The 24,351-nt window shown below is 60.7% G+C and carries 24 protein-coding genes; 12 read left to right on the top strand and 12 right to left on the bottom strand.

Annotation, left to right across the window (positions count from 1 at the left end; translation table 11 throughout):
• The first annotated feature begins 9 nt into the window (after positions 1-9).
• The 4 genes from L2D14_05125 to L2D14_05110 all read left to right on the top strand — a co-directional run bounded on the left by L2D14_05125 (position 10) and on the right by L2D14_05110 (position 4,119).
• Positions 10-1,860, top strand: coding sequence for an ABC transporter permease (locus L2D14_05125; protein WNK00808.1), 1,851 nt, complete (start codon positions 10-12; stop codon positions 1,858-1,860).
• On the top strand, positions 1,857-2,579 hold the full coding sequence (locus tag L2D14_05120; protein WNK00807.1) for an ABC transporter ATP-binding protein: 723 nt from the start codon (positions 1,857-1,859) through the stop codon (positions 2,577-2,579). The genes L2D14_05125 and L2D14_05120 overlap by 4 nt, the downstream gene beginning before the upstream one ends.
• Positions 2,572-3,273: an ABC transporter ATP-binding protein gene (locus L2D14_05115; protein ID WNK00806.1), complete on the top strand. Its 702-nt coding sequence runs from the start codon at positions 2,572-2,574 to the stop codon at positions 3,271-3,273. Before L2D14_05120 ends, L2D14_05115 begins: the two co-directional genes overlap by 8 nt.
• Positions 3,274-3,345: 72 nt before the next feature.
• Positions 3,346-4,119, top strand: coding sequence for an IclR family transcriptional regulator (locus L2D14_05110; GenBank protein ID WNK00805.1), 774 nt, complete (start codon positions 3,346-3,348; stop codon positions 4,117-4,119).
• Here the strand turns inward: L2D14_05110 and L2D14_05105 are convergent.
• The 3 genes from L2D14_05105 to L2D14_05095 are packed head-to-tail and all read right to left on the bottom strand — an operon-like array spanning position 4,116 to position 7,594.
• Entirely contained in the window at positions 4,116-4,709 is a 594-nt protein-coding gene (locus L2D14_05105) for an alpha-ketoglutarate-dependent dioxygenase AlkB (protein ID WNK00804.1), read from the bottom strand. The genes L2D14_05110 and L2D14_05105 overlap by 4 nt on opposite strands.
• Positions 4,710-4,711: 2 nt before the next feature.
• The gene (locus tag L2D14_05100) at positions 4,712-5,698 is read right to left on the bottom strand and encodes a S1C family serine protease (GenBank protein WNK00803.1); all 987 of its coding nucleotides are present in this window, start codon (positions 5,696-5,698) and stop codon (positions 4,712-4,714) included.
• Between the two features lie 54 nt (positions 5,699-5,752).
• Positions 5,753-7,594, bottom strand: coding sequence for a CocE/NonD family hydrolase (locus L2D14_05095; GenBank protein ID WNK00802.1), 1,842 nt, complete (start codon positions 7,592-7,594; stop codon positions 5,753-5,755).
• Positions 7,595-7,695: 101 nt separating this feature from the next.
• Here L2D14_05095 and L2D14_05090 point away from each other — a divergent pair, with 101 nt between their 5' ends.
• From L2D14_05090 to L2D14_05065, 6 genes are all read left to right on the top strand, one after another.
• Positions 7,696-8,475, top strand: a complete 780-nt coding sequence (locus L2D14_05090; protein WNK00801.1) for a class II aldolase/adducin family protein — start codon at positions 7,696-7,698, stop codon at positions 8,473-8,475.
• Positions 8,476-8,511: 36 nt separating this feature from the next.
• Positions 8,512-10,119: a gamma-glutamyltransferase gene (gene ggt, locus L2D14_05085; GenBank protein WNK00800.1), complete on the top strand. Its 1,608-nt coding sequence runs from the start codon at positions 8,512-8,514 to the stop codon at positions 10,117-10,119.
• 127 nt (positions 10,120-10,246) lie between these two features.
• Positions 10,247-10,753: a TRAP transporter small permease subunit gene (locus L2D14_05080; protein WNK00799.1), complete on the top strand. Its 507-nt coding sequence runs from the start codon at positions 10,247-10,249 to the stop codon at positions 10,751-10,753.
• A 3-nt stretch (positions 10,754-10,756) separates the two neighbouring features.
• On the top strand, positions 10,757-12,079 hold the full coding sequence (locus L2D14_05075) for a TRAP transporter large permease subunit (GenBank protein WNK00798.1): 1,323 nt from the start codon (positions 10,757-10,759) through the stop codon (positions 12,077-12,079).
• Between the two features lie 84 nt (positions 12,080-12,163).
• Positions 12,164-13,207, top strand: a complete 1,044-nt coding sequence (locus L2D14_05070; GenBank protein ID WNK00797.1) for a TRAP transporter substrate-binding protein — start codon at positions 12,164-12,166, stop codon at positions 13,205-13,207.
• Positions 13,208-13,318: 111 nt separating this feature from the next.
• Entirely contained in the window at positions 13,319-14,704 is a 1,386-nt protein-coding gene (locus L2D14_05065; GenBank protein WNK00796.1) for an aldehyde dehydrogenase family protein, read from the top strand.
• 113 nt (positions 14,705-14,817) lie between these two features.
• On the opposite strand, the gene L2D14_05060 is transcribed toward L2D14_05065, so the two are convergent.
• Positions 14,818-15,282, bottom strand: coding sequence for a GNAT family N-acetyltransferase (locus tag L2D14_05060; protein ID WNK00795.1), 465 nt, complete (start codon positions 15,280-15,282; stop codon positions 14,818-14,820).
• An 88-nt stretch (positions 15,283-15,370) separates the two neighbouring features.
• Between L2D14_05060 and L2D14_05055 the strand changes: the two genes are divergently transcribed.
• Positions 15,371-16,516, top strand: coding sequence for a M20 family metallopeptidase (locus L2D14_05055; protein WNK00794.1), 1,146 nt, complete (start codon positions 15,371-15,373; stop codon positions 16,514-16,516).
• Between the two features lie 9 nt (positions 16,517-16,525).
• On the opposite strand, the gene L2D14_05050 is transcribed toward L2D14_05055, so the two are convergent.
• From L2D14_05050 to L2D14_05040, 3 genes are all read right to left on the bottom strand, one after another.
• Positions 16,526-17,761: an ATP-binding protein gene (locus L2D14_05050; protein ID WNK00793.1), complete on the bottom strand. Its 1,236-nt coding sequence runs from the start codon at positions 17,759-17,761 to the stop codon at positions 16,526-16,528.
• An 84-nt stretch (positions 17,762-17,845) separates the two neighbouring features.
• Positions 17,846-19,300 carry a D-aminoacylase gene (locus L2D14_05045; GenBank protein ID WNK00792.1) on the bottom strand — a complete coding sequence of 485 codons (1,455 nt, stop codon included), beginning with the start codon at positions 19,298-19,300 and terminating at the stop codon, positions 17,846-17,848.
• Complete coding sequence (locus L2D14_05040; GenBank protein ID WNK00791.1) at positions 19,297-19,974, bottom strand: HAD family hydrolase; 678 nt, start codon at positions 19,972-19,974, stop codon at positions 19,297-19,299. Before L2D14_05040 ends, L2D14_05045 begins: the two co-directional genes overlap by 4 nt.
• 50 nt (positions 19,975-20,024) lie before the next feature.
• On the opposite strand from L2D14_05040, the gene L2D14_05035 reads away from it, so the two are divergent.
• Positions 20,025-20,495, top strand: a complete 471-nt coding sequence (locus L2D14_05035) for a YbaN family protein (GenBank protein ID WNK00790.1) — start codon at positions 20,025-20,027, stop codon at positions 20,493-20,495.
• Here L2D14_05035 and L2D14_05030 read toward each other — a convergent pair.
• From L2D14_05030 to L2D14_05010, 5 genes are all read right to left on the bottom strand, one after another.
• A complete protein-coding gene (locus L2D14_05030) occupies positions 20,492-20,815 on the bottom strand; it encodes a multidrug efflux SMR transporter (GenBank protein WNK00789.1) in 324 nt (107 codons plus the stop codon). The two genes, L2D14_05035 and L2D14_05030, sit on opposite strands and share 4 nt — an antisense overlap.
• A 32-nt stretch (positions 20,816-20,847) precedes the next feature.
• Positions 20,848-21,948 carry a redox-regulated ATPase YchF gene (gene ychF / locus L2D14_05025; GenBank protein ID WNK00788.1) on the bottom strand — a complete coding sequence of 367 codons (1,101 nt, stop codon included), beginning with the start codon at positions 21,946-21,948 and terminating at the stop codon, positions 20,848-20,850.
• A gap of 3 nt (positions 21,949-21,951) precedes the next feature.
• The gene (pth, locus tag L2D14_05020) at positions 21,952-22,578 is read right to left on the bottom strand and encodes an aminoacyl-tRNA hydrolase (GenBank protein ID WNK00787.1); all 627 of its coding nucleotides are present in this window, start codon (positions 22,576-22,578) and stop codon (positions 21,952-21,954) included.
• 32 nt (positions 22,579-22,610) lie between these two features.
• Complete coding sequence (locus L2D14_05015) at positions 22,611-23,285, bottom strand: 50S ribosomal protein L25/general stress protein Ctc (GenBank protein WNK00786.1); 675 nt, start codon at positions 23,283-23,285, stop codon at positions 22,611-22,613.
• Positions 23,286-23,374: 89 nt separating this feature from the next.
• Entirely contained in the window at positions 23,375-24,313 is a 939-nt protein-coding gene (locus L2D14_05010) for a ribose-phosphate pyrophosphokinase (GenBank protein WNK00785.1), read from the bottom strand.
• Positions 24,314-24,351: the final 38 nt, after the last annotated feature.

The following is a 24,351-nucleotide window of genomic DNA, read 5'->3' as shown; positions in this document are numbered from 1 at the left end:
GGCCCGACCATGGGTTTTTATTTCGCACAGTTCCTGACCGGTCTCGCCAGCGCATCGTCGCTGTTTCTTGTCGCAGCCGGTCTGTCGATCATTTTCGGCGTCACGCGTATCGTCAACTTCGCGCATGGCTCGCTGTTCATGCTGGGTGCCTTCATTGCCTACAGCATTTCCCAGCAGTTCGGGTTCTGGCTGGCGGTTCCCCTGGCGGCGCTGGCCGTCGGTGCCGTCGGCTGGTTGATGGAACGCACCGTGCTGAGCCGTCTTTATGCCGCGCCTGAGTTGTTCCAGCTCGTCGCCACCTTTGGGCTGGTGCTGATTATTCAGGATGCCGCGCTGTGGATCTGGGGGCCGACCGATCTGCTGGGGCCGCGCGCGCCGGGACTTGAAGGCGTCGTCGACATCTTCGGCCAGACCGTCCCCGAATACGATCTGTTCCTGATCGCCGTCGGCCTTGCCGTTCTGGGCGCCATCTGGTGGATGTTCACGCACACCCGTTTCGGCATACTTGTACGCGCCGCCACCGAAGACCGCGAGATGCTGCAGGCGCTGGGCGTCAAGCCGGCGCGGCTGTTTCAGGCGACGTTCTTCATCGGCGCGGCGCTGGCCGGGCTCGGCGGTGCGCTGGAAATGCCGCGTCAGCCGGCGAGCCTCTTGATGGACCTCAACATCATCGCCGAAGCTTTCGTGGTCGTCGTCATCGGCGGCATGGGCAGTGTCGCAGGCGCTTTTCTGGCGGCGTTGCTGATTGCCGAGTTGAACGCCTTCGGCATCCTGATCCTGCCGGAAATCACGCTGGTGGCCGCGTTTGCCGCGATGGCCGTGGTCCTGGTGATCCGCCCGTACGGGCTTCTCGGTAAACCGGTGACGTCGCAGCCGCATGCGGTTGAAATCCAACCGCCGCAGACTTTCGCCAGGCCCGGCAAAGCCGCCGCCGTGCTGCTGATGATGGCCCTGTTGTCGCTGCCGTTCATCGCCGACAGCTTCATCGTCGTGCTGGCCGGTGACATCATGGTCCTCGCCCTGTTCGCCGCCGGGCTGCAGTTCATGATGGGCACGGGCGGACTGATCTCGTTCGGGCATGCCGCCTTCTTCGGGCTCGGTGCGTATGGCGCTGCGCTGGCGGTGCGCGAATTCGGCGCCGGGATGGAACTGGCACTTATTGCGGCACCTGTCGCCGCCGCCACTGGCGCCGCCGTCATCGGCTGGTTCGCGGTCCGTCTCAGCGGCGTCTATCTGGCGATGTTGACGCTGGCCGCGGCGCAAATCCTCTGGTCGATGGGGATTCAGTGGCAGGACGTGACCGGCGGCGACGACGGTATTCTCGGCATCTGGCCGGCCGCCTGGGCCAACGGCACGACAGCATACTATTACCTGACCCTGAGCCTCTGCGGCACCGGAATCGCCGTGCTGATGTATCTGACGCGCACGCGTTTCGGCAGACTGCTGCGCGCCGGACGTGATGCTCCGGCCCGTGCCGGCGCACTTGGCATCGACATCAAGAAGCAGAGCTGGGCAGCAATCGTCATTGCCGGAACGGCAGCCGGAGTGGCCGGGGGCATCTTTGCCTTTTCCAAGGGCAGCGTCTTTCCCGACACCCTGGCGATCCCGCGTTCAGTCGATGCGCTGGTGGTGGTGTTACTGGGCGGACTGCATGCCCCCGCCGGCCCGATCCTGGGGGCCGGGGTGTTTTCCCTGCTTGAAGATGTCCTGAGCCGGCTTGAGTATTGGCGGGCGATGCTGGGCGCGTCCATCATCATTATCGCGCTTTTCGCGCCGAACGGGATTGCCGGCGGCATCGCAACGGTGCTGACAAAAATACACCGCCGCGATCCGCCCGCAGGCGACGTGCGTGCGGCATGAACGCAATCCTTGAAATACAGTCGCTCAGCAAAAGCTTCGGTGGCCTGCAGGCCGTCAACCGGGTTTCTTTCGATTTGCAGAAAGGTGAGATCGCCGCCCTGATCGGCCCTAACGGTGCCGGAAAGACAACCTGCTTCAATCTGCTGAGCGGCTCCCTGACCGCTGACAGCGGACACGTCATCTTCCAGGGCCGTGACGTCACCGCGTGGCCGACACACAAACGCGCCCATGGCGGGATCGGCCGCACCTTTCAGATCGCCGCGACATTCCGTTCCATGAACGTCATCGAAAACGTCGAGACCGCCCTTCTGGCCGCCAATCTGGACCCCGCCGGGGCCCGTGACCTGCTGACGGAAGCCGGCATCGCGGCCCTGGCGGGGTATGCCGTGACGGCGCTGGCATACGGCGATGTGAAGCGCGTCGAACTGGTGATGGCGCTGGCAGCCGAGCCGTCCCTGCTTTTGCTCGACGAGCCGACGGCCGGCATGGCTGCGGACGAGCGGCGGAAAATCATGCAGATGATCCAGGACCTGGTCAGCGCGCGCGGCACCACGGTGCTGTTCACCGAACACGACATGGATGCCGTTTTCGGATTTGCCGACCGTGTCCTGGCCATGGATCAGGGGCAACTGATTGCCGACGCAAGCCCCGATGCGGTCCGTGCCGACGCACGTGTGCGCCGGGTCTATCTGGGCGATGTGGACGATGCCCATGCTTGAGGTCAGAAACCTGCGGAGCGGTTACGGCAAGGCGCTTGCCATCGACGATGTTTGTTTCAGCCTCGGGGCATCGCAAGGTCTCGCCATCCTTGGCCGCAACGGCGCCGGAAAATCGACGACCCTCAAATCGCTGATCGGACTGATCCGCCCCTGGTCCGGCGAAATCGTCTTCCGGGACAGCGAAATCGGTACATGGCCGCCAGAGCGGATCGCCCATGCCGGGATCGGTTATGTTCCCGAAGAACGCCGCATCTTCGAATCGCTCAGCGTGACGGAAAACCTGCTTAGCGGCGCAAAACCGGACATGCATGGCAACCATCCGTGGTCGGCCGCGCGCGTCTTCGAACTGTTTCCCGAAATCGCCCGCCGCAAGGACGCTGCTGCCGGCACCCTGTCGGGCGGCGAACGCCAGATGCTGGCCATCGGCCGCGCCCTGATGGGGAACCCTGCGCTGTTGTTACTGGATGAGCCGTCGGAAGGACTGGCCCCTGTTGTCGTCAAGCGGCTTGGTGAGGTTTTACGGGCGCTTCTGAAGGACGGCATCGCGATCCTGATTTCCGAGCAGAACCGTCATCTCGCCCGGACAGTCGCCGAGAATGTGATCATCATGGAAACCGGGCGCATCGCCTACAGGGGCAGCTTCTCGGAACTCGACAAAAATCCCGAAATAGCGGTACAACTTCTCGGTGTCTGATTAAGCGGCGCGCCCCCTTCCCTACCTGCCTGCAAAGTGATAGGAAGTTTCGGGGGTTTGTTGGGGGGGTACATGACCGATAATGCTGAACCGGTGGTGATCAAGGCATTTGCCGTGATCGAGGTAATCCTTGCAGCGCGGCGTCCGCTGTCGCTGCCCGAGCTTGCCGAAGCGCTGGGGCGTCCAAAGCAAACCGTGCACCGCACCGCCCGTCAGCTAGAAGAACACGGCTTTTTGTACCGTGAACCGGTACGCGACCGTTATGCCATCGGCCCCAAACTTTTCGATATATCCAAGGACGTTTTCGGCTGGTGCATCCGCTACGCCCCCAGAAATGCCGTCCTTGCGCGTCTCGTCGACAAGGTCTCGGAAACCTGCAACGTGGGCATCCTGGACGGAGACTGCGTTCTCTATCTCGACCGCGTCGAAAGCAACTTTCCGCTTCGTGCCGAACTTCATCCCGGCAGCCGCGTGCCGGTGCACTGCACCGGTCTGGGCAAGCTTTTCCTCGCCTATCTGCCAGGCCGCACGCGCAAACGCATTCTCGAGCGCCTTAACCTCAAGGCTTATACGGCCAGAACCCTCACCGATCCCGAGGCACTGGAAGCAGATTGCGCGAAAACCCGCGCGCGCGGTTATTCGGTCAACAACGAGGAATATCACGACGGTATAATCTCCGTCGCCGTGCCTGTTCATTCGGACGCCGATCACGTTATTTCTGGGCTTGCCATACATGCCCCCGCAGCGCGCATGAACGTCGAGGCGGCGATCAAGCACGTGCCGGTACTCAAGGAATATGCGGCCCTTATTGCCGAGGATTTTATGTCCGAGTCCGATACCGCTTAAGACGCTTCCACGATCAGGCGAAACGTCAGGTTAATCCTGGCCTCGACAGGCCGCGATGTCTTTGGAACCGCATGCAGCCAATTTGCCTGTGTCGGACCGCGCATGACGAGAAGACTTCCCGCCGCGAGGTCGATACCGAAGGGTTCTGCCCTGAAATGCGGTTTCGGCTTGAAACGCATCCGCCGGACGGCCCCGAGGCTCAGCGATGCAATCACCGGATCCCGGCCAAGCGAAGCCTCATCGTCCGCATGCCAGCCCATGGAATCGTGCCCGTCGCGATAAAGATTTAGCAAAACCCCGTTGAATGACGCACCGCTGAGTTGTTCCGCTATTTTGCGTACGTCCAGCACGGCCGGTGTGAACGCGCTTGGCGGGTGCGTCAGCCCGGAATAACGGTATGGCATGTCCCCCATCCAGCATGTCAGCCGCGGCATGGCATGCGTGCGCCCGAACAGGCTGATGCTCTCCTGACACCATTCGGCTTCGCTGTGGATTTGCCGGAAAAGCCCGGCCGGATCGGCGCAGGCGTTCTTGATCAGCTCGATGTCCGCACCTTTTACATCAAGGCCGGAACCGGTCGCCGCGCACATGATCAGTGCAGGCCGGGCTTCTTGTAGAAATCGGTGCGGCAGGCACTTTCGATTTCGATTTCGATGATCCGCTTGTCGCGGTAAACCGTCATCGGCACGCGCACCCCGGCATCGCCGAGCGCCCAGATGGTCTTGTACATGAACGCCATGCTCGTCACCGGCTTGCCGCCGATTTCCAGAACCAAGTCGCCCGCTTCCAGTCCGGCGCTGTCGGCAGGCCCGCCGTCCCACAAGCCGGCGATCACGACCTTCCCCGCCTGCTCGGCCGAGAACATACCGAGCCAGGGCCGGGGCGGCGTCATGCGCTGCCCGTGATTGAGCAAGTCATCCTTGATCCCGGCCAGAAGATCGATCGGCACGATCATGTTGCCTTCGCGAGGTGTGTCGTCATCTTCTTCATGTGCGCCTTCCTGCACAAACAGAGAACCGATGCCCTTCAACGTGCCATCTTCGCCGATCAGCGCCGATCCACCCCAGAACGGATGTGGCGGCGATGTGAAAATGGCGCGGTCCAGAAGATATTCCCAGTACCCTGCGAACTCGCGCCGCCCGACCACCTCGACGTCGACGGCCTGACTGCAGCCGCCGTAGCCGGCGACGATGGCACGGTCCCCGACCTCAAGATCATCGGCGGTGCCGACCTGCAACGGCTTGACCGAAGGCCGCCCCAGCATCTGCACCAGGCCGAAGCCGGTTTCCGTATCCGAGCCCAGAACATGCCCCTCGACCGCGGCGCCGTCGGCATCGACAAGCCACACGCTTTCCGCTTCGACGACGAGATACCCGATGGTCACCAACAGCCCGCGCTCGTCGATCAGAACCGCGTGCCCGGCACGTTCCGAGCCGAGCGACTGGGCCGTGAAACCGTCTTCCGGCACGCGGGTTCGGATCAAGTATATCGCCCTGAGTGCTTCCTTCAGATCGAAGGTCATATCCTCGGGCGTCGGCTGCAATGCCGGATCGATATCGGGTATTAACTCGTTGGCCATACTCGCCCCTTCTCATTAACTGCATATCGGAAGGGTTTTCCGGAATTCAATGACTTAAGCCCGAACAATCGGCAGACGGATGGCTGACGGGTGATCCGCGCCCCGCAAGAACACGAACTTCGGCGGGCGACCATCGGGGATGCGCGTGAAATGGTCGCTGTCCGACGACGCAATCGAGACCCGGAGCCTGTGTCCGGCACGGAACAGATACGACGTCGGCAAAAGCTCGAACGCGGCGCTTGCCGCCTCACCCGGCGTCAGATGCTCGGCATCGGCGCGATTGAACGTATGTGTCGGCCCGGTCGGCGGGATATCCTCTGGCAGTGGGCCGATTTTCCGGTGCAAGGCGCGGAACACACCTTCGGTCACATAGACGGATTTCCCCTCCGGCGTGATATCCGAGATATAGACAAAAAAGGTCCCGTCACGTTCCGAACAGGTGAAGTGCAGATCGACGACCGGATGTCCGGTCATTTCCGTATCCACCTCGAACGGCGCCGCCGTATAGTTCAGCATCTTTTCGTCACGGCCGTGCCAGTCATCGTAATACGTTTCGACATTGGCGATATAAAGCCGGTCATAACGGGAGTGGAACCCGGTCCGGCAATCGTAATCGGCCTGATAGTCGTCGGCCCCTTCTTCGGCCGGCGCGGCATCGTCGTTGAGGGTGCCGTCGGCATCGAAATACAGCACCGTGTCCGGCTCGGCCGGCGGCCAGCTCGGGGCGGACTGCCATTCTTCCGCGCCCATGGTGAAATAATGCACGGGATCTTCATCATTCAGGCCCGTATCGAGGCCCTTCAGGTGCGTGTCGAAGAACCGCAGCACCTCGGCGGCCACGAACGGCTGTTGAGCGGCCGGTTTGTCGCCGCGCCACGGGCTGACATGACCGCGCGCACCGTGATCCCAGGGCCCCAGCATAAGCCGGTGATGTTTTTCCTTGAGCCACAGATAGCGCTGAATGGTGCCGGTGGAATAGCCGCCGCCGTCCATCCAGCCCGAGATCGTATAGTACGCAACGTTCTTGTCGGCGTCCCGGCTGGCGTAGTTGTAGGGGCAGATCACCCGGCTCTGGTAATCGGGATTATCGGTCAGGGCATCGTCGCGAAAGCGGAACTGCTGCGCGAAATCCTGCATGTTGAAATTCGCCACGTGGTCCTTGAGTGCCGCTTTCAGAAGGCTGCCGTCGGCATCTTCGTCGACCGGCGCCGGTCCTGCCAGATCGCTGTCCTTGAAATACGCGTAATCGGGAATCATATCGCGGTCATCGAAATCAAGCGCGTCGGCAAGCTGGCCGTAATTCCGTGTCACGCAGGTCAGCAGCACACCGCCGGGGTACAAATGGTTCGACCACGTATCCCAGACCGCAAACAGCGGCGCCACGGCCTTCACCGCGGGGTGGCAGGTCGACGCCAGGAAATCCGACGCCGCACCCGGATAGGAAATGCCCGTCGCGCCGATATTGCCGTCGCACCAGGGCTGAGCCGCCACCCAGTCGACCGTGTCATGATGGTCAAGGCGTTCCGCCGGCGAGCGGAAACCGTCACGGCAGCCGAAGCTGGCGCCGGAACCGCGCACATCGACACAGACCAGCGCGTAGCCCCGCTTGACGAAGTTATCGCGATAAAAGGCGATGGTCGGACAGGGGTCGATACCTTCGCGATGTCCGTCGCTGAGCGCGAAGCGGCGATAATACGGCGTGAAGATACAGATGGTCGGATAGGCTTTGTCTTCATCTTCGGTGCCGGGCAGATGGACATCGACGGCCAGCCGGATTCCGTCGCGCATCGCCACATAGCTCGAGCTCAGCCGTTCGCCTTTATATGATTTCTCGAGCCCACGTACATAATCTCTGGGCGCGACTTTCCAGGCTGCTTGCGAATTGCTGTCCGACACTTTTGTTCTCCTCGATGGCTTTGAAATACCAATGCGCGGGTCTTGCGGAAAGGCCCCTGATGATAGAACCTTATGGGATAGTCGTAGCTGGAGGAATACAAATGAGCAATGTGCATGCGCTTGAACTGCCGTCGGTCCGGGATCGCGTTTCGGAGGAAGAATGGCAGATGCGGGTCGATCTGGCAGCCTGTTACCGGCTTGTCGCCCACTACGGGTGGGACGATATTCTTTTCACCCACAACTCGGCGCGCATTCCCGGCACGGACCATCATTTCCTGATCAATCCGATGGGCCTCAAGTTCGAGGAGATCACCGCCTCGTCGCTGATCAAGATCGACTGCGACGGCAACAAGATCATGGAAAGCCCCTTCGGCTACATCAAGGCCGGCTTCACGATCCATTCCGCGATCCACATGAACCGCGAAGACGCGGTTTGCGTCATGCACACGCACACCATGGAAGGCATGGCGGTATCGGCACAGAAAGACGGCCTTCTGATGCTCAACCAGAAATCGCTGTGCTTCTATAACCGGCTTGCCTATCACGATTACGAAGGCATCGCCGACGACCTTGAGGAGCGCGACCGCCTTGCCGCCGATCTCGGCGATCTGAATTCTATGATGCTCTGGAACCACGGCTTGTTGACGGTCGGCAATTCCGTTGCCAATGCCTTTATCCTGCACAAACGCCTGAACGATGCCTGTCAGCTGCAACTGATGGCGCAGGCCGGCGGCGGCGAATTACGCATCGTTCCCGAAGATGTCTGCGAGAAAACCGCACTGCAATTCGAACAGAATTATTCGAGCGGCAAGAACGCCGTATTGCAATGGGATGCGCTGCGGCGGATGCTCGACCGGATCGATCCCGGCTACGCTGAATAAACTGAACCCTTAATCAACTTCCGAGGAGAGCCTGAGATGGCCAATGGTATGGTGTGCGCGCCTCAACCCGAGGCGGTCGAAGCAGGCGCAATGGTCCTGAAATCGGGCGGCAATGCCGTCGACGCGGCGATTGCCACGGCCCTGGTGCAAACCGCCGTCGACCCGTTCATGTCGGGGATCGCCGGTTTCGGATCGATGCACGTCTATCTGCCCGCAAGCGGCACCCACCAGTGCCTGGACTTTCATGCCCATGCGCCGTTGGGCGTGACACCCGATATGTGGGCCGACAAGCTGCTGCACGAATGCGAGGACGGTTTCGGGTTTATTCTGAAAGGCCGCGTCAACGAAGTCGGCTATCAATCCATCGCCACGCCCGAAAGCCTGCGCGCCTACGACACCGCCTTGAAAAAATGGGGCAGTAAAAGCCTGGCCGAAGTGATCCAGCCGGCCATCGACTATGCCGCGGGTGGCTGGATGATCCGCCCGCACGTGCGCCGCTTCTGGGAACAGGTCGAACCCGGCGGCCGGGTCGAGCACATCGAATACCTGCGCGGTTCCCCGGCGACGGCGAAAATCTATCTGAATGATGACGGCTCCATGAAACCGATGGGCGGCATCATCAAGAACCCCGATATGGCGGCGACCTATACCCGCATCGCCGAGGCCGGCGCCGACGATTTTTACGAAGGCGAGATCGCCTCGAAGATCGTTGCCGACATGGAAGCCAACGGCGGACTGATCCGGGCCGAGGACCTGAAAAACGCCGGACCGGAAGACGCCGATGTGCTGTGGACCGATTACCGTGGATACCAGATCGCGTCGAGCCCGCCGCCGGGCGGCGGAATCATGGTGCTCGAGATGCTGAATATCCTCGAGAATTTCGATCTCGCGGCCATGGGTCACAATACGCCCGAGTATATCCGGACCGTCGCCGAAGCGATGAAGATCGCCACCGTCGACAAGGACAATCACGTCGGCGATCCGCGCTTCGTCGACATTCCGCTGGACCGGCTTTTGTCCAAGGATTACGCGAAGCAAATGGCCGACAAGATCAAGTCGGGCGAGAAAACCCATGTACCGCGCCTGCAACAGGGCGAGGACCAGAAGGAAACGACGCACCTCTGCACCATCGATGGTCAGGGCAACTGCGTCACCATGACGCATTCCCTGGGTATGCCGTCGGGTGTCACCACCGAAGGACTGGGCTTCGTCTATAACGGCTGCATGGGGGTTTTCGATCCGCGCCCCGGCATGACCGGGTCGCTGGCGCCCGGCAAGGCACGCTTTACTTCAATGGCGCCGTCGATCGTGTTCAAGGACGGCAAGCCGGTGCTTTTGATCGGCGCACCGGGCGGCACCTACATCGCCATGGGCGTTGTGCAGGGGATCATCAACGCCATCGATTTCGGCATGGACGCGCAACAAGCCGTTTCCGCGCCGCGATTCTCGGCAACCAGCGACCTTATCGAGATCGTCAACCGCATCCCGCGTTTCGTGCAGGCGGAACTGGAAGCGGACGGCTATACCTTCCGCCGCTATCCGCTCGGCTTCCACTTTGCCGGCGTGCACGCCATCCGCATCACGGAGAACGGCATCGACGGCGGCGCCGACCCCGGCCGCGACGGTATGGCGCTGGCGGTTTAGGCATAACGTCCCCCCTCTCCCCAGGTAGAGGGCGGCAACCGTTCCCCGCTTGACCGCAACCGCAGGTCCGCTAACCTGCTTTTACGCACGTGCAGCAATGCACGGCTAAGAATGCGCAGGGGGGCGAATGCCGAAGGGGATCAGGCTTTACGTCAAATACGTCGAGGCGGTGAACTACCGCATCGGCCGCATTGCCATGTACGGCATTTTCGTCATGGCGGCGATCCTGTTGTGGTCGTCGATTTCCAAGACCTTCTTTCTGCCCTCGCTGTGGACCCTCGAGGTCGCACAGTTCGCCATGGTCGCCTATTACATTCTGGGCGGCCCGTATTCCATTCAGATGAACGCCAACGTCAGAATGGATCTACTGTACGCCAACTGGTCGCCGAAGAAGAAGGCGTGCTTCGATTCCATCACCATCCTGCTGTTGGTGTTTTATCTCGGCGTCATGCTGTACGGCGCCATCGACAGCACGGCTTATGCCTTCAAGTACGGAGAGCGCAACCCGACGGCATGGCGGCCCATGCTGTGGCCGATCAAGACCATCATGTGCGTCGGGTTCCTGCTGATGCTGTTGCAGTCCTTTGCCGAGCTGTTCAAGGACATCGCCAAAATCCGCGGCGAGGAAATCTAGACCGTGTCGTACGAACTGATCGCCCTTCTCATGTTCTCGTCGATGATGCTGATGCTGATGACCGGCCAGCGCGTGTTCGCCGCCATCGGCGGTGTCGCCGTGATTGCGGCGCTGGCATTGTGGGGCACGGGCGGCTCGACGATCCCGTTCTCCTCGGCGATGAAGCTGATGAAGTGGTATCCCCTTTTGACGCTGCCGATGTTCATCTTCATGGGCTATATCCTCTCGGAATCCAAGATCGCCGACGACCTGTACAAGATGTTCCATGTCTGGATGGGGCCGGTGAACGGCGGACTCGCCATCGGCACCATCGGCCTGATGGTGCTGATCTCGGCGATGAACGGCCTGTCGGTCGCCGGCATGGCGATCGGCGCCACCATTGCTCTGCCGGAACTGCTCAGGCGCGGTTATGACAAGCGCATGGTGACCGGCGTCATTCAGGCCGGCTCGTCGCTGGGAATCCTTGTGCCGCCCTCTGTCGTGCTCGTGCTGTATGCGATGATCGCGCGCCAACCGGTCGGTCAGCTGTGGCTCGCAGGCGTCGTGCCCGGCCTGATGATGGCAGCGCTGTTCGTGATCTACATCTATATCCGCTGCAAACTGCAGCCGGAACTGGGACCGGCGTTACCAAAGGAAGAACGCAACGTGCCGCTGGGCGAGAAACTGCGCCTGCTGCGCTCGGGCCTTTTGCCGCTGGCGATTTTCGGGGCGATGATGATCCCGTTCGTCAACGGCTGGACCAGCCTTGTCGAAAGTTCGGCCATCGGCGCGCTGACGGCGTTCATGGCCGCCGTCCTCAAACGCCGCATGAACAAGGACGTGTTCGAGGTGTCGGTACGCCAGACGCTGGCGATTTCGTGCATGTTCATGTGGATCATTCTGGCCGCGCTGGGTTTCGGCGCGGTGTTCGACGGGCTGGGCGCGGTCAAGGCCATCGACAACCTGTTTACCGATCAACTGCACCTGAGCCCGATCATGATCCTGATTCTGATGCAGCTGTCGTTCCTGATTATGGGGACGTTCCTCGACGATACCGCGATGCTGGTCATCGTCGCACCGCTGTATGTGCCTTTAGTCGCGGCGCTGGGTTTCGATCTGGTGTGGTACGGCGTGCTCTATACGATCACCACCCAGATTGCCTACATGACGCCGCCGTTCGGCTATAATCTGTTTTTGATGCGCGCCATGGCACCGCCGGAAATCAGCATCCGCGATATCTACGGTTCGATCCTGCCGTTCGTTATCGTCATGGTGCTGGCCCTGTCGCTGATTCTGGCATTCCCGGAAATCGCGCTGTGGCTGCCGAATTATATCTACGGAAAATAACCAGGACTCCGGAAAGGAGCGATCAGCGGGTACAATACCCGACGGCCGGAAAACAACAGACGATAAAAACCAGAGGAGAGCACAATGACAACGAGACGTAACTTCCTGAAAGCCGGCGCCGCCGCCGGTGTCGCCGGTGCCGCAACGATCGCGGCGCCAGCCGTTCATTCTCAGGCGCCGATCAAATGGCGCATGCAGACATACGCCGGTCCGGCACTTGCCGAGCACGTGATCAAGCCGGCCATCGACAGTTTCAACAAGGTCGCCGCCGGGCAGATGGAAATCGAACTTTTCTTCGCCGATCAGCTGGTCCCGACGGGTGAGCTGTTCCGGGCCATGCAGGCCGGCACCATCGATGCCGTGCAGTCCGATGACGATTCCATGGCCTCTCCGACCGAAGTCACGGTGTTCGGCGGTTACTTCCCGTTCGCCAGCCGCTACTCGCTGGACGTGCCGGTGCTGTTCAACCAGTACGGGCTGAATGAAATCTGGGACGCGGAGTATTCCAAAGTCGGCGTCAAGCATATCTCGGCCGGGTCGTGGGATCCGTGCCATTTCGCCACCAAGGATCCGATCAACTCGCTCGCCGACCTCAAGGGCAAGCGTGTCTTCACCTTCCCGACGGCGGGCCGCTTCCTGACCCAGTTCGGCGTCGTCCCGGTGACGCTGCCGTGGGAAGATATCGAAGTCGCGGTACAGACCGGCGAGTTGGACGGCATCGCCTGGTCCGGCATTACCGAGGATTACACGGTCGGCTGGGCCGATGTGACGAACTACTTCCTCACCAACAACATCTCCGGTGCGTGGGCGGGATCGTTCTTCGCCAACATGGACAGCTGGAACAAGGTGCCGGACAACCTGAAGGAACTGCTGAAGCTGACCTTCGACAGCTCGCACTATTACCGCCAGTGGTGGTACTGGGGCGGCGAGGCATCGCTGCGCGTCAACGGTACCAAGATGAAGCTGACCACCATCCCCGACAAGGAATGGGAAACGGTCGAGGCCGCGGCGGTCAAGTTCTGGGACGAGATCGCTTCGGAGTCCGCGACCAAGAAGAAGGTCGTCGACATCTTCAAGAAATATAACGCAGACATGCTGAAAGCCGGCCGCCCGTATCGTTACGGCTGAGCCATCTTTCCATTCGCGTCAGATACCCCCGGCATCATTTGCCGGGGGTATTTACGTTGACGCCCGGGCATCCTAAGAAAGCAGTCCGCATACCCTTTCAGAGGCACATCGATGAGCACCACCTTGAAATGCATTTCCCCGATTGACGGTTCGGTCTTCGCCGAACGTCCCGTCGTGACCCGCGAGGACGCCTTTGCCGCCACCGCGCGCGCCAAAGCAGCGCAGCGAGATTGGGCGGACATGCCGCTGCAGGCCCGTATCGAACTGGTCCGCGCCGGGGTGACGCGGCTCGGCGAAATGACCGACGAGGTCGTTCCGGAGTTAGCAGGCATGATGGGCCGGCCGGTGCGCTACGGCGGCGAATTCGGCGGCACCGACGAACGCGCGTCCTATATGGCGGGTATTGCCGCCGAGGCCCTGAAGCCGATCGTCATCGAGGACAGCCCTGCTTTTCAACGCCGCATCGAACGCGAGCCCGTCGGCGTCGTTCTGGTGATCGCGCCCTGGAACTATCCTTACATGACGGCGATCAACACCGTCGCCCCGGCGCTGATCGCCGGCAATACGGTGATCCTCAAACATTCGACGCAGACGCTTCTGGTCGGCGAACGCATGGTGCGTGCTTTCACCGAAGCCGGCGTGCCGGCCGACGTGTTCCAGAATCTGTTCCTCGATCATGCCACCACGTCGGAACTGATCGCGGCCAAGTCCTTCGGCTTCGTTAACTTCACCGGCTCGGTCGGCGGCGGGCGGGCCATCGAAAAAGCGGCGTCGGGGACGTTCACCGGTGTCGGGCTGGAACTGGGCGGCAAGGACCCGGGGTACGTGATGGACGATGCCGATCTGGATGCCGCGGTCGACACCCTGATCGACGGTGCCATGTTCAATTCCGGGCAGTGCTGCTGCGGGATCGAGCGGATTTATGTTACCGCCTCGTTGTACGACGCCTTTGTCGAAAAGGCGCTCGCCATTGTATCGGGCTACAAGCTCGGCAATCCGCTGGATCCGGCAACGACGCTGGGGCCCATGGCCAACGTCCGCTTCGCTGCTGAAGTTCGCGCCCAGACATCCGAAGCAATCGCAGCCGGGGCCACGGCGCTGATCGATCCGGCGCTTTTTCCGGAGGACGACGGCGGGGCGTACCTGATGCCGCAGATCCTGACCAACGTCAGCCACGACATGCGCGTGATGCGCGATGAAAGCTTCGGCCCCGTGGTCGGCATCATGAAGGTCGAAACCGACGACGAGGCCGTGGCCCTGATGAATGACAGTGACTTCGGCCTGACCGCGTCGCTGTGGACCGCCGATCCGGCGCGCGCCGCCGCCATCGGCAAGCGGATCGAGACCGGCACCATCTTCATGAACCGCGCCGATTACCTCGATCCGGGCCTGTGCTGGACCGGTTGCAAGGAAACCGGACGCGGTGCGGCATTGTCATCGCTGGGCTATCAGAGTTTGACCCGGCCCAAGTCGTATCACCTGAAGATGCCGGGCTGAACACCCCCTCACCTAACCTCTCCCCCTGAAAGGGGGAGAGGGATACGAGAGCAACGTGCATTGATACGAGAGTCCCTCTCCTCCATTTATGGAGGAGAGGACAGGTGAGGAGGCTAATCGAACTTCAGCTTGAAGCCTTCATGGGATGCGGTGAAGCCGAGGTTGCCGTAAAAGCGGATCGCGTCCGTGCGGGACTTGTCGGAGGTCAGCTGTACAAGCCGCGCGCCCTTTTCGCGCGCGCGGTCGATCATCTGCTGGAAGAACCAGGTGCCGACGCCCTGGCCCGTCAGTTCGTCGGCGACACGCACGCCTTCGATCATGGCACGCGTACCCGCCGTGTGCGTGATGCCGGGAATGAAGGTGAGCTGCAGGACGCCGAGAATGCGACCGTCGTCACCTTCGATCACCCACAGTTCGTTGTTCGGATCCTTGTCGATCTCGGCAAAAGCCGCGTCATAGGCCGGATCGCCGGGATTTTCGCGCTTCGCCCCAAGCGGGTCATCGACCAGTAATTGAACGATGGCGGCAACGTCGTTCGCAGTTGCCTGACGCAAATTCAATTGATCTATGACCGACATGATGGTTTCCCGTTCCTGTTTCGTGATTTATTCTGACATATCCGTTCCGGACAGACCGTTCTTACCAAGCAAATTCCTGGGGGAAAAGATGGACAAAGTAAAATCGAACCTGCCTGCGCTCGATGCCGAGGAAATTCTGGCTGGCGTTCTGAGCTGGGTCGAGATCGAAAGCCCGAGCCACGACGGCCAGGCGGTCAACGGTATGGTCGATCAGGTCGAGCGGGAAGCCGCAACCATGGGGCTCGGCATCGACCGCACGCTGGGGCGTGACGGGTTCGGCGACATCCTCAAGTGCCGCACGCCCTGGGGCGGCGACGGACCGGGCATCCTCGTGCTGTCGCATCTGGACACGGTGCACCCGATCGGCATGAAGGAAACCAAGAATCCGATCCGCCGCGAGGGTGACAAGGTCTACGGCCCCGGTATCTATGACATGAAGGCCGGTGCCTATATCGCGCTGCACGCCATGCGTCATCTGATCCGAGACGGCAAGCAGACGCCGCTGCCGGTCACCTTCATGTTCATCCCCGAAGAGGAAATCGGCTCACCGACCTCCAAGGCGATGATCGCCGAAGAGGGTAAAAAGAACAAATTCGTGCTGGTCACCGAACCGGCCCGTGAAGGCGGCAAGATCGTCACCGCGCGCAACGGCAGACTGCAGTACGAAATCCGCGTCAAAGGCGTGCCCGCCCACGCCGGTGCCCGGCACATGGACGGCCGCTCGGCGATCCGCGAAATGGCGCACATCATCCTCAAGCTCGAGGCGCTGACCGATTACGACAAGGGCCAGACGTGTTCCGTCGGTCTCATCAACGGCGGCACCCTGACCAATGTCGTCCCCGAAGATTGCTTCATCAGCGTCGACATCCGTATCCCCGACATGGACGCCGCCAACCAGGTCATGGCGTTTGTCGAAGGGCTGACTTCGGAAGACTCCGAATGCAAGATATCCGTCGAAGGCGGCGTCGACCGCCCCCCCTATGAAAAATTCGAAGGGATCGAGAAGCTGTTCGAGCACGCCAAGGCATGCGCCGCCGAAATCGGCTTCGATCTGCAGGACCTGAAGACCGGTGGCGGCTCGGACGGCAACTTCACCGGCGCACTGGGCATCCCGACACTGGACGGTCTCGGCGCGGATGGTCACGGCGCCCACGCTAACGACGAGTTTATTTATTATTCAAGCCTGGTTGAACGCTGCCGCCTGATGATCCGGCTGATGGAGACGTTGGAATAGGGTCTGGCTCTAAGTACAGTAACCGGGGCCGATACAATCGGCGGGCCAATGCATGGTCACCCTGGTGCCCTTGCCGAGAATGCTTTCGATATCCATGTCGCCGCCCATGGCGGTGATCAGTTTCTTGCAGATATACAGGCCGAGCCCGGCGCCCTTTTCGCCGGGATGCGTGGCATAAGTGCCGTCCTGCAGAAACGGATCGCCGATCTTTTCAAGAAGAAGCGGTGTCATACCTTCGCCGGCATCGGTCACACTAAGGGTGATATCCCCGCTTTCCGCCAGGCACCATTCAATAGCAATAGCCGCACCTTCATCGCTGTGCCTCGCGGCATTCGATATCAGGTTATTGAGAATCTGCACCGTCGCGCGCTGATCGGTACAAATGATTTCAGGGAAGTCCTCGGCTTTTTCGATGCTGACGCTCAGCTTCTTGCTGGCCGTAATCGGCTCGATCCGCCGGACGATATCTTTGCTCATCTTTATCGCATCGAACCTGTTACGTGACAGGCTCAGCCTGCCGCTTTCCAATTGTGCCGTATCCAGAATATCGTTCACGATCGACAGCAGGAGCTGCCCGCTCTCGTTGATGTCGTCGACGTATCCCATGTACCCTGCGTGCCCCATAGGCCCCAGCAATTCTGAGCGGATCATCTCGGAAAATCCGATAATGGCATTCAACGGCGTGCGCAGGTCGTGACTGATATTGGCGAGGAATTCCGACTTGACCTGCGTTGCCTTTTCCGCCGCTTCCATGGCTGTGCGCAAATTCTGTTCGTTTTTCTTTATGTCGGTGATGTCGACCTGAACACTGACAAACCCGCCCCTTTGCATACGCCGGTCAACGGTCTTGATCCAGCGGCCGTCCTTGAGGCGGACAACGAATGATCCTGAGAGTTTCCTCCGGTACTCGGCCTTGCGCTCCAAGTATTCATCGCCACCGCCGAACTCATCGCCGATGACGACATTCCCGCGCTCAATGTCGATACGGCCCAACTTGGCGAAATGGACACCCTTTTTGGCTTCTTCCGCAGAATAGCCATACAGGTCGCGGAAATTCTGATTGCAGGCAACGAGCTTTCCATCGTCATCATAGATGACAATCGCTTCGGAACTGTTTTCCATCGCTTCGGCGAAAACGGCATCGGCTTCAACCTGATCGAGCCTGACGCGCAGCGTCTCGATCTCGTCGCGAAGCGCTCGCACTACTTCATCTTTGGAAGTGCTGTCATGATCCGAATTGGCCATCAGAGCATTGAACCTGCTTGGTTTTTTTCCGTTATTTATAGGAATCTGTCAGTATCAAAAAATCCTTAAACGATCTTTGCATATTCAGCCCCGGCTTAACAGTCGGCCCGGGCGCGCAGCGGTCTGGCGGCCGGATTCCAGGATAACCTCGCCGCCGACGATAACATGTTCGATGCCGTCCGACGGCGTCGTCGGTTTCTCGAATGTCGCACGGTCGAGCACCGTTTCCGGATCGAACACCGTGATGTCGGCGACAGCGCCGACGCGCAGTTCGCCGCGGTCGCTGAAACCGAAGACACTTGCCGTATGGCCGGTCATCTTGTGAACAGCGGTTTCCAGCGAGAAGAGTCCTTCGTCGCGGGCATAGTAGCCGAGCACACGCGGGAACGTTCCCCACAGACGCGGATGCGGAGCATCGGTGCCGGGAATGCCATCGGAGCCGACCATCGCGCGGGGGTGCGCCAGAACCCGGCGCACGTCATCTTCGTGCATGGCGAAATAGATCGCCTGTGCCGGCAGCAGTTCCTCGGCCGCCTCGGCTTCGCTCATGCCCCATTCCAGCGCAATGTCCTTGAGATACCAGCCCGCCGTGCGCGGGTGCTTGTCGGAGGCGACAATCAGCACTTTCTCGGCAACCGAGATGCGCTCGACCATCAGCGCCGTCGCGCTGGCGACATAGGGATAGACATCGAAGTGAATGGTCTGCCCTTCCGCCAGTTGCTCGATACGTTTCAACGACAGCTTGGTCCCGCCCCAGTTGTTCCGCCCCGTCACCTTGTGGTGCGATAACACCACGGCAACGCCGCCGGCGCGGCCGATCTCGGCGGCTTCCTCGATCGAGGGCACCAGTTTCTCGGCTTCGTCGCGCAAATGCGTCGCGTAAAGACCGCCGAATTTCCCCGCCGCCGCAGCCAGTGCCGCAACTTCGGACGTCGGCGCCGCAAAGCCCGCCGGATACATCAACCCTGAACTGACGCCGATGGCGCCGGCCTGCATGGTTTCGCGGACACGCGCCTGCATGCGTTCGATCTCGATATCCGTCGCCGGACGCTTCACGTCGCCCTGCATGGCCTCGGCGCGGAGCGTGTTGTGTCCGCACAGCATCGCCGCGTTAACCGCCGGAGGTGCCTTGGCAAAGGCCTTGGCGTAATCGGCAAAGGCCGGGAACCGGTATTGATGCTTTTCGCCCAGCAGCGCCATCGGCACCGGCATCTCCCAGTCGTCGCCGGGCAGGAACGGCGTCAGACTGACCCCGCAATTTCCCGTGACGACCGTCGTCACGCCCTGCGTCACCTTGCAGGCCATGGCCGGATCGTCGAGCAGGACCCGGTCGTCATGGGTGTGGCAGTCGATAAATCCGGGCGCAACAACATGACCGCCGGCGTCGATCCGGTGATCCGCCTTGATATCCGAGACGTCGCCGAGCGCCGTGATCAACGCGCCGGTGACCGCAACACCGCCCTTGAACCGTGCAGCGCCGGTGCCATCGATAATCTCGGCGTTTTCAATCACGATGTCGGCGGATTTCGTCATGTTCATGTGCCTTTCCGTAGCAGGGGTATCAGTCCGCCGGCATCTTCAATGCTCTTCGCGCCCTTCACATCGAAGCTGACAGTGCGCTGCGTCAGTGCTGCATCACGTTCGCCCTCGGCGCTGCCATGGCCGGCCAGCACGTGAACGCCACCGGCGCAACCGGCGCGCTTCGCCGCTTCGATGTCGCCGGCGCGGTCGCCGACAATCCACGAGTCCTCGAACGTGATGGGCAGCATCTCCCGGGCCGCCAGCAACATGCCCGGGTTGGGTTTCCTGGCCGGGTGATCGGCGACGTTATAAGGCGCAACGCCATCGGCATGATGCGGACAGGCAAACACGGCATTGACGAAAGCCCCGTCCCCGGCCAGTTCATCGAGCATCGCCTCCTGCACATCCATGAAGGCCTGCCAGTCGTATTTGCCGCGCCCGATCCCGGCCTGGTTGGTGACGATGACGACGGGAATATCAAGGGCGTTGGCGGCGCGGATCACATCCGCCGCGCCGGGCATCACCTTCATGTCGGCGGGCTTGTGCAGATAATGAACTTCCTCGACAACAACCCCGTCGCGGTCCAGAAACAACGCCGGACGCACGGCAGACGACGGCAGACGGGTCAGAACCTGTCGCCAGACACCGTCGGCGCCGATGGTGGCACCAAAAGGAAATTTCGCAGGGATCATATGTGGACTGTCGAACCTTGTCTTTCTCGCGTTTGCTCCGAAGCCCGAGTATGCTCTATCCCATGCAGGTGATCAAAGCCCCGATAAAAACCGGTGAAAGAGAAATCCCGGCAAAACCGACCCCGGCCATCTCGGAATCGGCGTGGTTGCGTTGGGCCTTGATCGGTTTCGGCTGGCTGATGATCGGTGTCGGGATTGTCGGGATTTTCGTCCCCGTCATGCCGACAACGGTTTTTCTGATCGCCGCGCTTTGGGCGTTTTCCAGAAGCTCCGCCAGATTTCAGACCTGGCTGTGGACGCATTCGGCTTTCGGGCCGCCGGTCAGGAACTGGCATCTGCATCAGGTCATCCCGATCCGCGGCAAGGTGCTTGCTGTCATCGTCATGACACTGAGCTTCGTTTACGTTGCGATATGGGTTGCCCAGGACTGGAAACTACCGACGGCGGCCGGTGCCGTGATGCTGCCGGCAGCCCTGTATATCGTGACGCGGCGCAGCCGCCCGCCGGAAACGGAAACCTAGACGAAGCGTTCGGCGACGTGCAATCCGACGACGCCGAGCACGATCAGCACGAGACTTGCGTATTTAATCAGGTTCGCCGGTTCCGACAGGAACGCCATACCGATGATGGCGACGAACGCGGTGCCGGCCCCCGCCCAGATCGCATAAGCCGTCGACACCGGCAGGCTTTTGAGCGCGATACCGAGACAAGCGAAACTCATCAGATAGCCGACGGTCGTGATGACGACGAACAGTGGTTTCGTGAAACCCTCAGAGAGCTTCAGCGAAATCGTGCCGCTGACTTCAAGGGCAATCGCTCCGATCATATACAGCCACGGCATCGACACTTTCCCCTTGGGTTGGTCTTCGAAAATCAGACGTTAAATTTGAACAGCATCAGATCGCCGTCCTTTGTAACGTATTCCTTGCCTTCCTGGCGCACCTTGCCGGCGTCCTTGCAGGCCTGTTCCCCGCCCAGGGTTATGAAATCGTCATAGGCGATGGTTTCGGCACGGATGAAGCCGCGCTGAAAATCGGTATGGATCGCGCCCGCCGCTTCCGGCGCTTTCGCACCGTTGCGCACGGTCCAGGCACGGACTTCCTTCGGTCCCTGCGTGAAGAACGTGATCAGGTCCAAAAGCCTGTAGCCGGCCTGAATGACCCGCGCCAGGCCGGTTTCCTCAAGCCCCAGGGTTTCCAGGAACTCGGCCTTTTCCTCGGGCGAGCCGAGTTGCGCGATTTCTTCCTCGATCTTCGCCGAGATCACCACCGCTTCGGCACCTTCGGCCGCCGCTTTCTCGAACACGCGGGCCGACTGAGTGTTGCCCTCGGCGGCTGATTCTTCCTCGACATTGCAGATATAAAGCACCGGCTTGCCGGTCAGAAGCTGCAGCATCTTGAAGGCTTTTTTCTCGTCGTCGGCAACCTCGAGCATGCGCGCCGGTTTGCCCGCGCGCAGCAGTTCGAGCGCACGTTCGCAGAGCTTCAGTTCCTTCGCCGCTTCCTTGTCGCCGCCGCGGATGCGCTTGGTCAGCGGAATTTCACGTTTTTCCAGGCTCTCCATATCCGCCAGCATCAGTTCGGTTTCCACGGTCTCGGCATCGGCGATGGGATCGATCTTGCCTTCGACGTGGGTGATGTTGTCGTCCTCGAAACAGCGCAGCACATGGCAGATCGCATCGACCTCGCGGATGTTGGCGAGAAACTGGTTGCCGAGGCCTTCGCCTTTCGACGCGCCGCGCACAAGGCCGGCGATATCGACGAACTCCAGGCTCGTCGGCACGGTCTTTTCCGGATGCGAGATTTTCGTGATCTCTTCCAGACGCGAGTCGGGGACCGAAACACGGCCCGTGTTCGGCTCGATGGTACAGAACGGGAAATTCGCCGCTTCCGCCTGCGCGGTTTGCGTCAATGCATTGAAAAGCGTCGATTTGCCGACATTGGGCAGGCCGACGATACCGCAGTTAAAACCCATCTTTTAAGCCTCTTCGGTGTTATCCGGTTCCGCTGAACCGGGTTTGGGGGCATTCGGCCGGTTCGGGCTGATGCGATGTGCGATCTTGCTCATATAGGACGGATCGTCGCCTTCAATAACGTCGGCAAGAAATTCGGCGCAGCCGTCCAGCATCGGTTCCAGCCATGCCGCATCGGCCTTGGCGAAGTCCCTGAGCACGTAGTTCTTCACCTCGTCCTTTTCGCCCGGATGACCGACACCCATGCGCACACGCGCGTAGTTGGCGCCGATACCGGCATGGATCGAACGCAGGCCATTGTGTCCGGCATGACCGCCGCCGCGCTTGACCCGGAGCTTGCCCGGCGCCAGATCGATTTCATCGTGAAAGACGATGATGTCTTCCGGGGGAATCTTGAAGAAAGTGGCCGCCGCCAGAACCGACCGGCCGCTGTCGTTCATATAAGTCAACGGCTTCAGGGCCAGGACCTTGCGGCCATTCACGGTGCCGTCGGCAATTTCGCCCTGGAACTTGCTGCGCCAGGGCGAAAAATCATGGCGGCGGACGATTTCGTCCACCGCCATGAAACCGATGTTGTGACGGTTTGCGGCATAGGTTTGACCCGGATTGCCGAGACCGACCACGAGAAACATGAGAATCCTCCTCCCAGGATGTGATCCCGGGATTATTCCTCGGATTTCTCTTCGTCGTCGCCGTCTTCTTCGCCGTCTTCGGCTGCAGCTTCGCCTGCTTCGCCTTCGCCTTCTTCGCCTTCACCCTCTTCGACTTCGGTAAAGACCGTCGGCGCGGCAATCGTCGCGACCGTAAAGTCACGATCGATGGTCAGCTCAACCCCATCCGGCAGCGCAATCGAGCTGATGTGCAGCGAATCGCCGATTTCCAGACCGCTCAGATCGGCGATCAGGCTTTCCGGAATACTGTCCGGCGAGCAGCGCAGTTCGACTTCGTGGCGAACCACGTTGAGAACGCCGCCTTCACGAAGGCCCGGGCAGGATTCTTCATTGGTGAATTCAACGTAGACGTTAACGGCCAGACGCGTTTTAGCGCTGAAGCGCATGAAATCGACGTGGATCGGCATATCCTTGATCGGGTGCGTTTGCAGATCGCGCGCCAGCACCTTGTAGGTTTCGCCACCGACGGCGATTTCATAAACGTGCGAGAAGAAACCGGACTTGCTGTATTCCTTCATCAGATCGACAGGGTCGAGGGAAATCAGCACGGGTTCTTGCTTGTTACCGTAAATAACACCAGGGACACGTCCCTCGCGGCGCACAGCACGAGCGGCCCCCTTGCCGGCACGATCGCGAAGCTCCGCATTCAAAGGATGGGCTTGAGCCATAATAAATCTCCTTGCTCAAATTTGCAGACGGCCTCCAGGGGTGTCCGTCCACGTTACCGGCCCTACCATCGGGCCGGAATTCCTGCAGATCAGTCAAAAAGCGACGATACCGAGCTTTCCGAGCTGATCCGTTCCATGGCCTCGCCGATCAGGGGCGCGACCGTCAATTGTTGAATGTTCTGGGCAACGCGAACCGCTTCGGTTGCCTGTATGCTGTCGGTAATGATCAGCTTCTGCAGCGGCGATGACGATACCCGCGCCACGGCACCGCCCGACAACACACCATGTGTGACAATGGCGGAAACCGATGCAGCGCCCTGCTCCATCAGCGCCACGGCGGCATTACACAATGTGCCGGCGCTGTCGACGATGTCATCGACGAGGATACAGTGACGGCCTTCGGCCTCACCGATGATGTTCATGACTTCCGAGACGCCGGCGCGTTCGCGGCGCTTGTCGATAATCGCCAGATCCGCATTCAGGCGCTTCGCCAGACTGCGCGCTCGGACCACACCGCCGACGTCCGGCGAGACGATGACCAGCTTTTCCGTTTCACCGTTCATGTCGCTCTGAATATGTTCGCCCAGAACCGGCTCGGCGAAAAGATTGTCGGTCGGAATATCGAAGAAGCCCTGAATCTGTCCGGCGTGCAGGTCCATGGTCAGAACCCGGTCGGCGCCGGCTTCGGTGATCAGGTTGGCGACCAGCTTGGCGGAAATCGGCGTGCGCGGCCCGGACTTGCGATCCTGGCGAGCGTATCCGAAGTACGGAATGACCGCCGTGACGCGGCGTGCCGACGCGCGACGCAACGCGTCCAGCGTGACGAGAAGTTCCATCAGGTTGTCGTTGGCCGGGTACGACGTCGACTGTACGACGAAGACATCCTCGCCGCGCATGTTTTCCTCGATCTCGACAAATACCTCCATATCCGAGAAGCGCCGCACACTGGCCTTGGTCAGTGGCAGGTTCACGTAGGCGGAGATGGCTTCGGCGAGTGGCCGATTGCTGTTGCAAGCAATGATTTTCATGCGTCGTACCTGTGCCCCGGAAAAAGCGGGCGGAACAT

This window comes from Thalassospiraceae bacterium LMO-JJ14 (assembly GCA_021555105.2).
GTDB lineage: Bacteria > Pseudomonadota > Alphaproteobacteria > Rhodospirillales > Casp-alpha2 > UBA4479.
Note: the sequence above shows the minus strand (reverse complement) of the source record. Positions and strands in the feature narration are given on the sequence as shown.

Bases quoted from the DNA above. Each gene is read 5' to 3' on its own strand.
- L2D14_05125 (WNK00808.1), top strand. From the start codon at position 10: ATGGGTTTTTATTTCGCACAGTTCCTGACCGGTCTCGCCAGCGCATCG.
- L2D14_05120 (WNK00807.1), top strand. From the start codon at position 1,857: ATGAACGCAATCCTTGAAATACAGTCGCTCAGCAAAAGCTTCGGTGGC.
- L2D14_05115 (WNK00806.1), top strand. From the start codon at position 2,572: ATGCTTGAGGTCAGAAACCTGCGGAGCGGTTACGGCAAGGCGCTTGCC.
- L2D14_05110 (WNK00805.1), top strand. From the start codon at position 3,346: ATGACCGATAATGCTGAACCGGTGGTGATCAAGGCATTTGCCGTGATC.
- L2D14_05105 (WNK00804.1), bottom strand. From the start codon at position 4,709: ATGTGCGCGGCGACCGGTTCCGGCCTTGATGTAAAAGGTGCGGACATC.
- L2D14_05100 (WNK00803.1), bottom strand. From the start codon at position 5,698: ATGGCCAACGAGTTAATACCCGATATCGATCCGGCATTGCAGCCGACG.
- L2D14_05090 (WNK00801.1), top strand. From the start codon at position 7,696: ATGAGCAATGTGCATGCGCTTGAACTGCCGTCGGTCCGGGATCGCGTT.
- ggt (WNK00800.1), top strand. From the start codon at position 8,512: ATGGCCAATGGTATGGTGTGCGCGCCTCAACCCGAGGCGGTCGAAGCA.
- L2D14_05080 (WNK00799.1), top strand. From the start codon at position 10,247: ATGCCGAAGGGGATCAGGCTTTACGTCAAATACGTCGAGGCGGTGAAC.
- L2D14_05070 (WNK00797.1), top strand. From the start codon at position 12,164: ATGACAACGAGACGTAACTTCCTGAAAGCCGGCGCCGCCGCCGGTGTC.
- L2D14_05065 (WNK00796.1), top strand. From the start codon at position 13,319: ATGAGCACCACCTTGAAATGCATTTCCCCGATTGACGGTTCGGTCTTC.
- L2D14_05060 (WNK00795.1), bottom strand. From the start codon at position 15,282: ATGTCGGTCATAGATCAATTGAATTTGCGTCAGGCAACTGCGAACGAC.
- L2D14_05055 (WNK00794.1), top strand. From the start codon at position 15,371: ATGGACAAAGTAAAATCGAACCTGCCTGCGCTCGATGCCGAGGAAATT.
- L2D14_05050 (WNK00793.1), bottom strand. From the start codon at position 17,761: ATGGCCAATTCGGATCATGACAGCACTTCCAAAGATGAAGTAGTGCGA.
- L2D14_05045 (WNK00792.1), bottom strand. From the start codon at position 19,300: ATGAACATGACGAAATCCGCCGACATCGTGATTGAAAACGCCGAGATT.
- L2D14_05040 (WNK00791.1), bottom strand. From the start codon at position 19,974: ATGATCCCTGCGAAATTTCCTTTTGGTGCCACCATCGGCGCCGACGGT.
- L2D14_05035 (WNK00790.1), top strand. From the start codon at position 20,025: ATGCTCTATCCCATGCAGGTGATCAAAGCCCCGATAAAAACCGGTGAA.
- L2D14_05030 (WNK00789.1), bottom strand. From the start codon at position 20,815: ATGCCGTGGCTGTATATGATCGGAGCGATTGCCCTTGAAGTCAGCGGC.
- ychF (WNK00788.1), bottom strand. From the start codon at position 21,948: ATGGGTTTTAACTGCGGTATCGTCGGCCTGCCCAATGTCGGCAAATCG.
- pth (WNK00787.1), bottom strand. From the start codon at position 22,578: ATGTTTCTCGTGGTCGGTCTCGGCAATCCGGGTCAAACCTATGCCGCA.
- L2D14_05015 (WNK00786.1), bottom strand. From the start codon at position 23,285: ATGGCTCAAGCCCATCCTTTGAATGCGGAGCTTCGCGATCGTGCCGGC.
- L2D14_05010 (WNK00785.1), bottom strand. From the start codon at position 24,313: ATGAAAATCATTGCTTGCAACAGCAATCGGCCACTCGCCGAAGCCATC.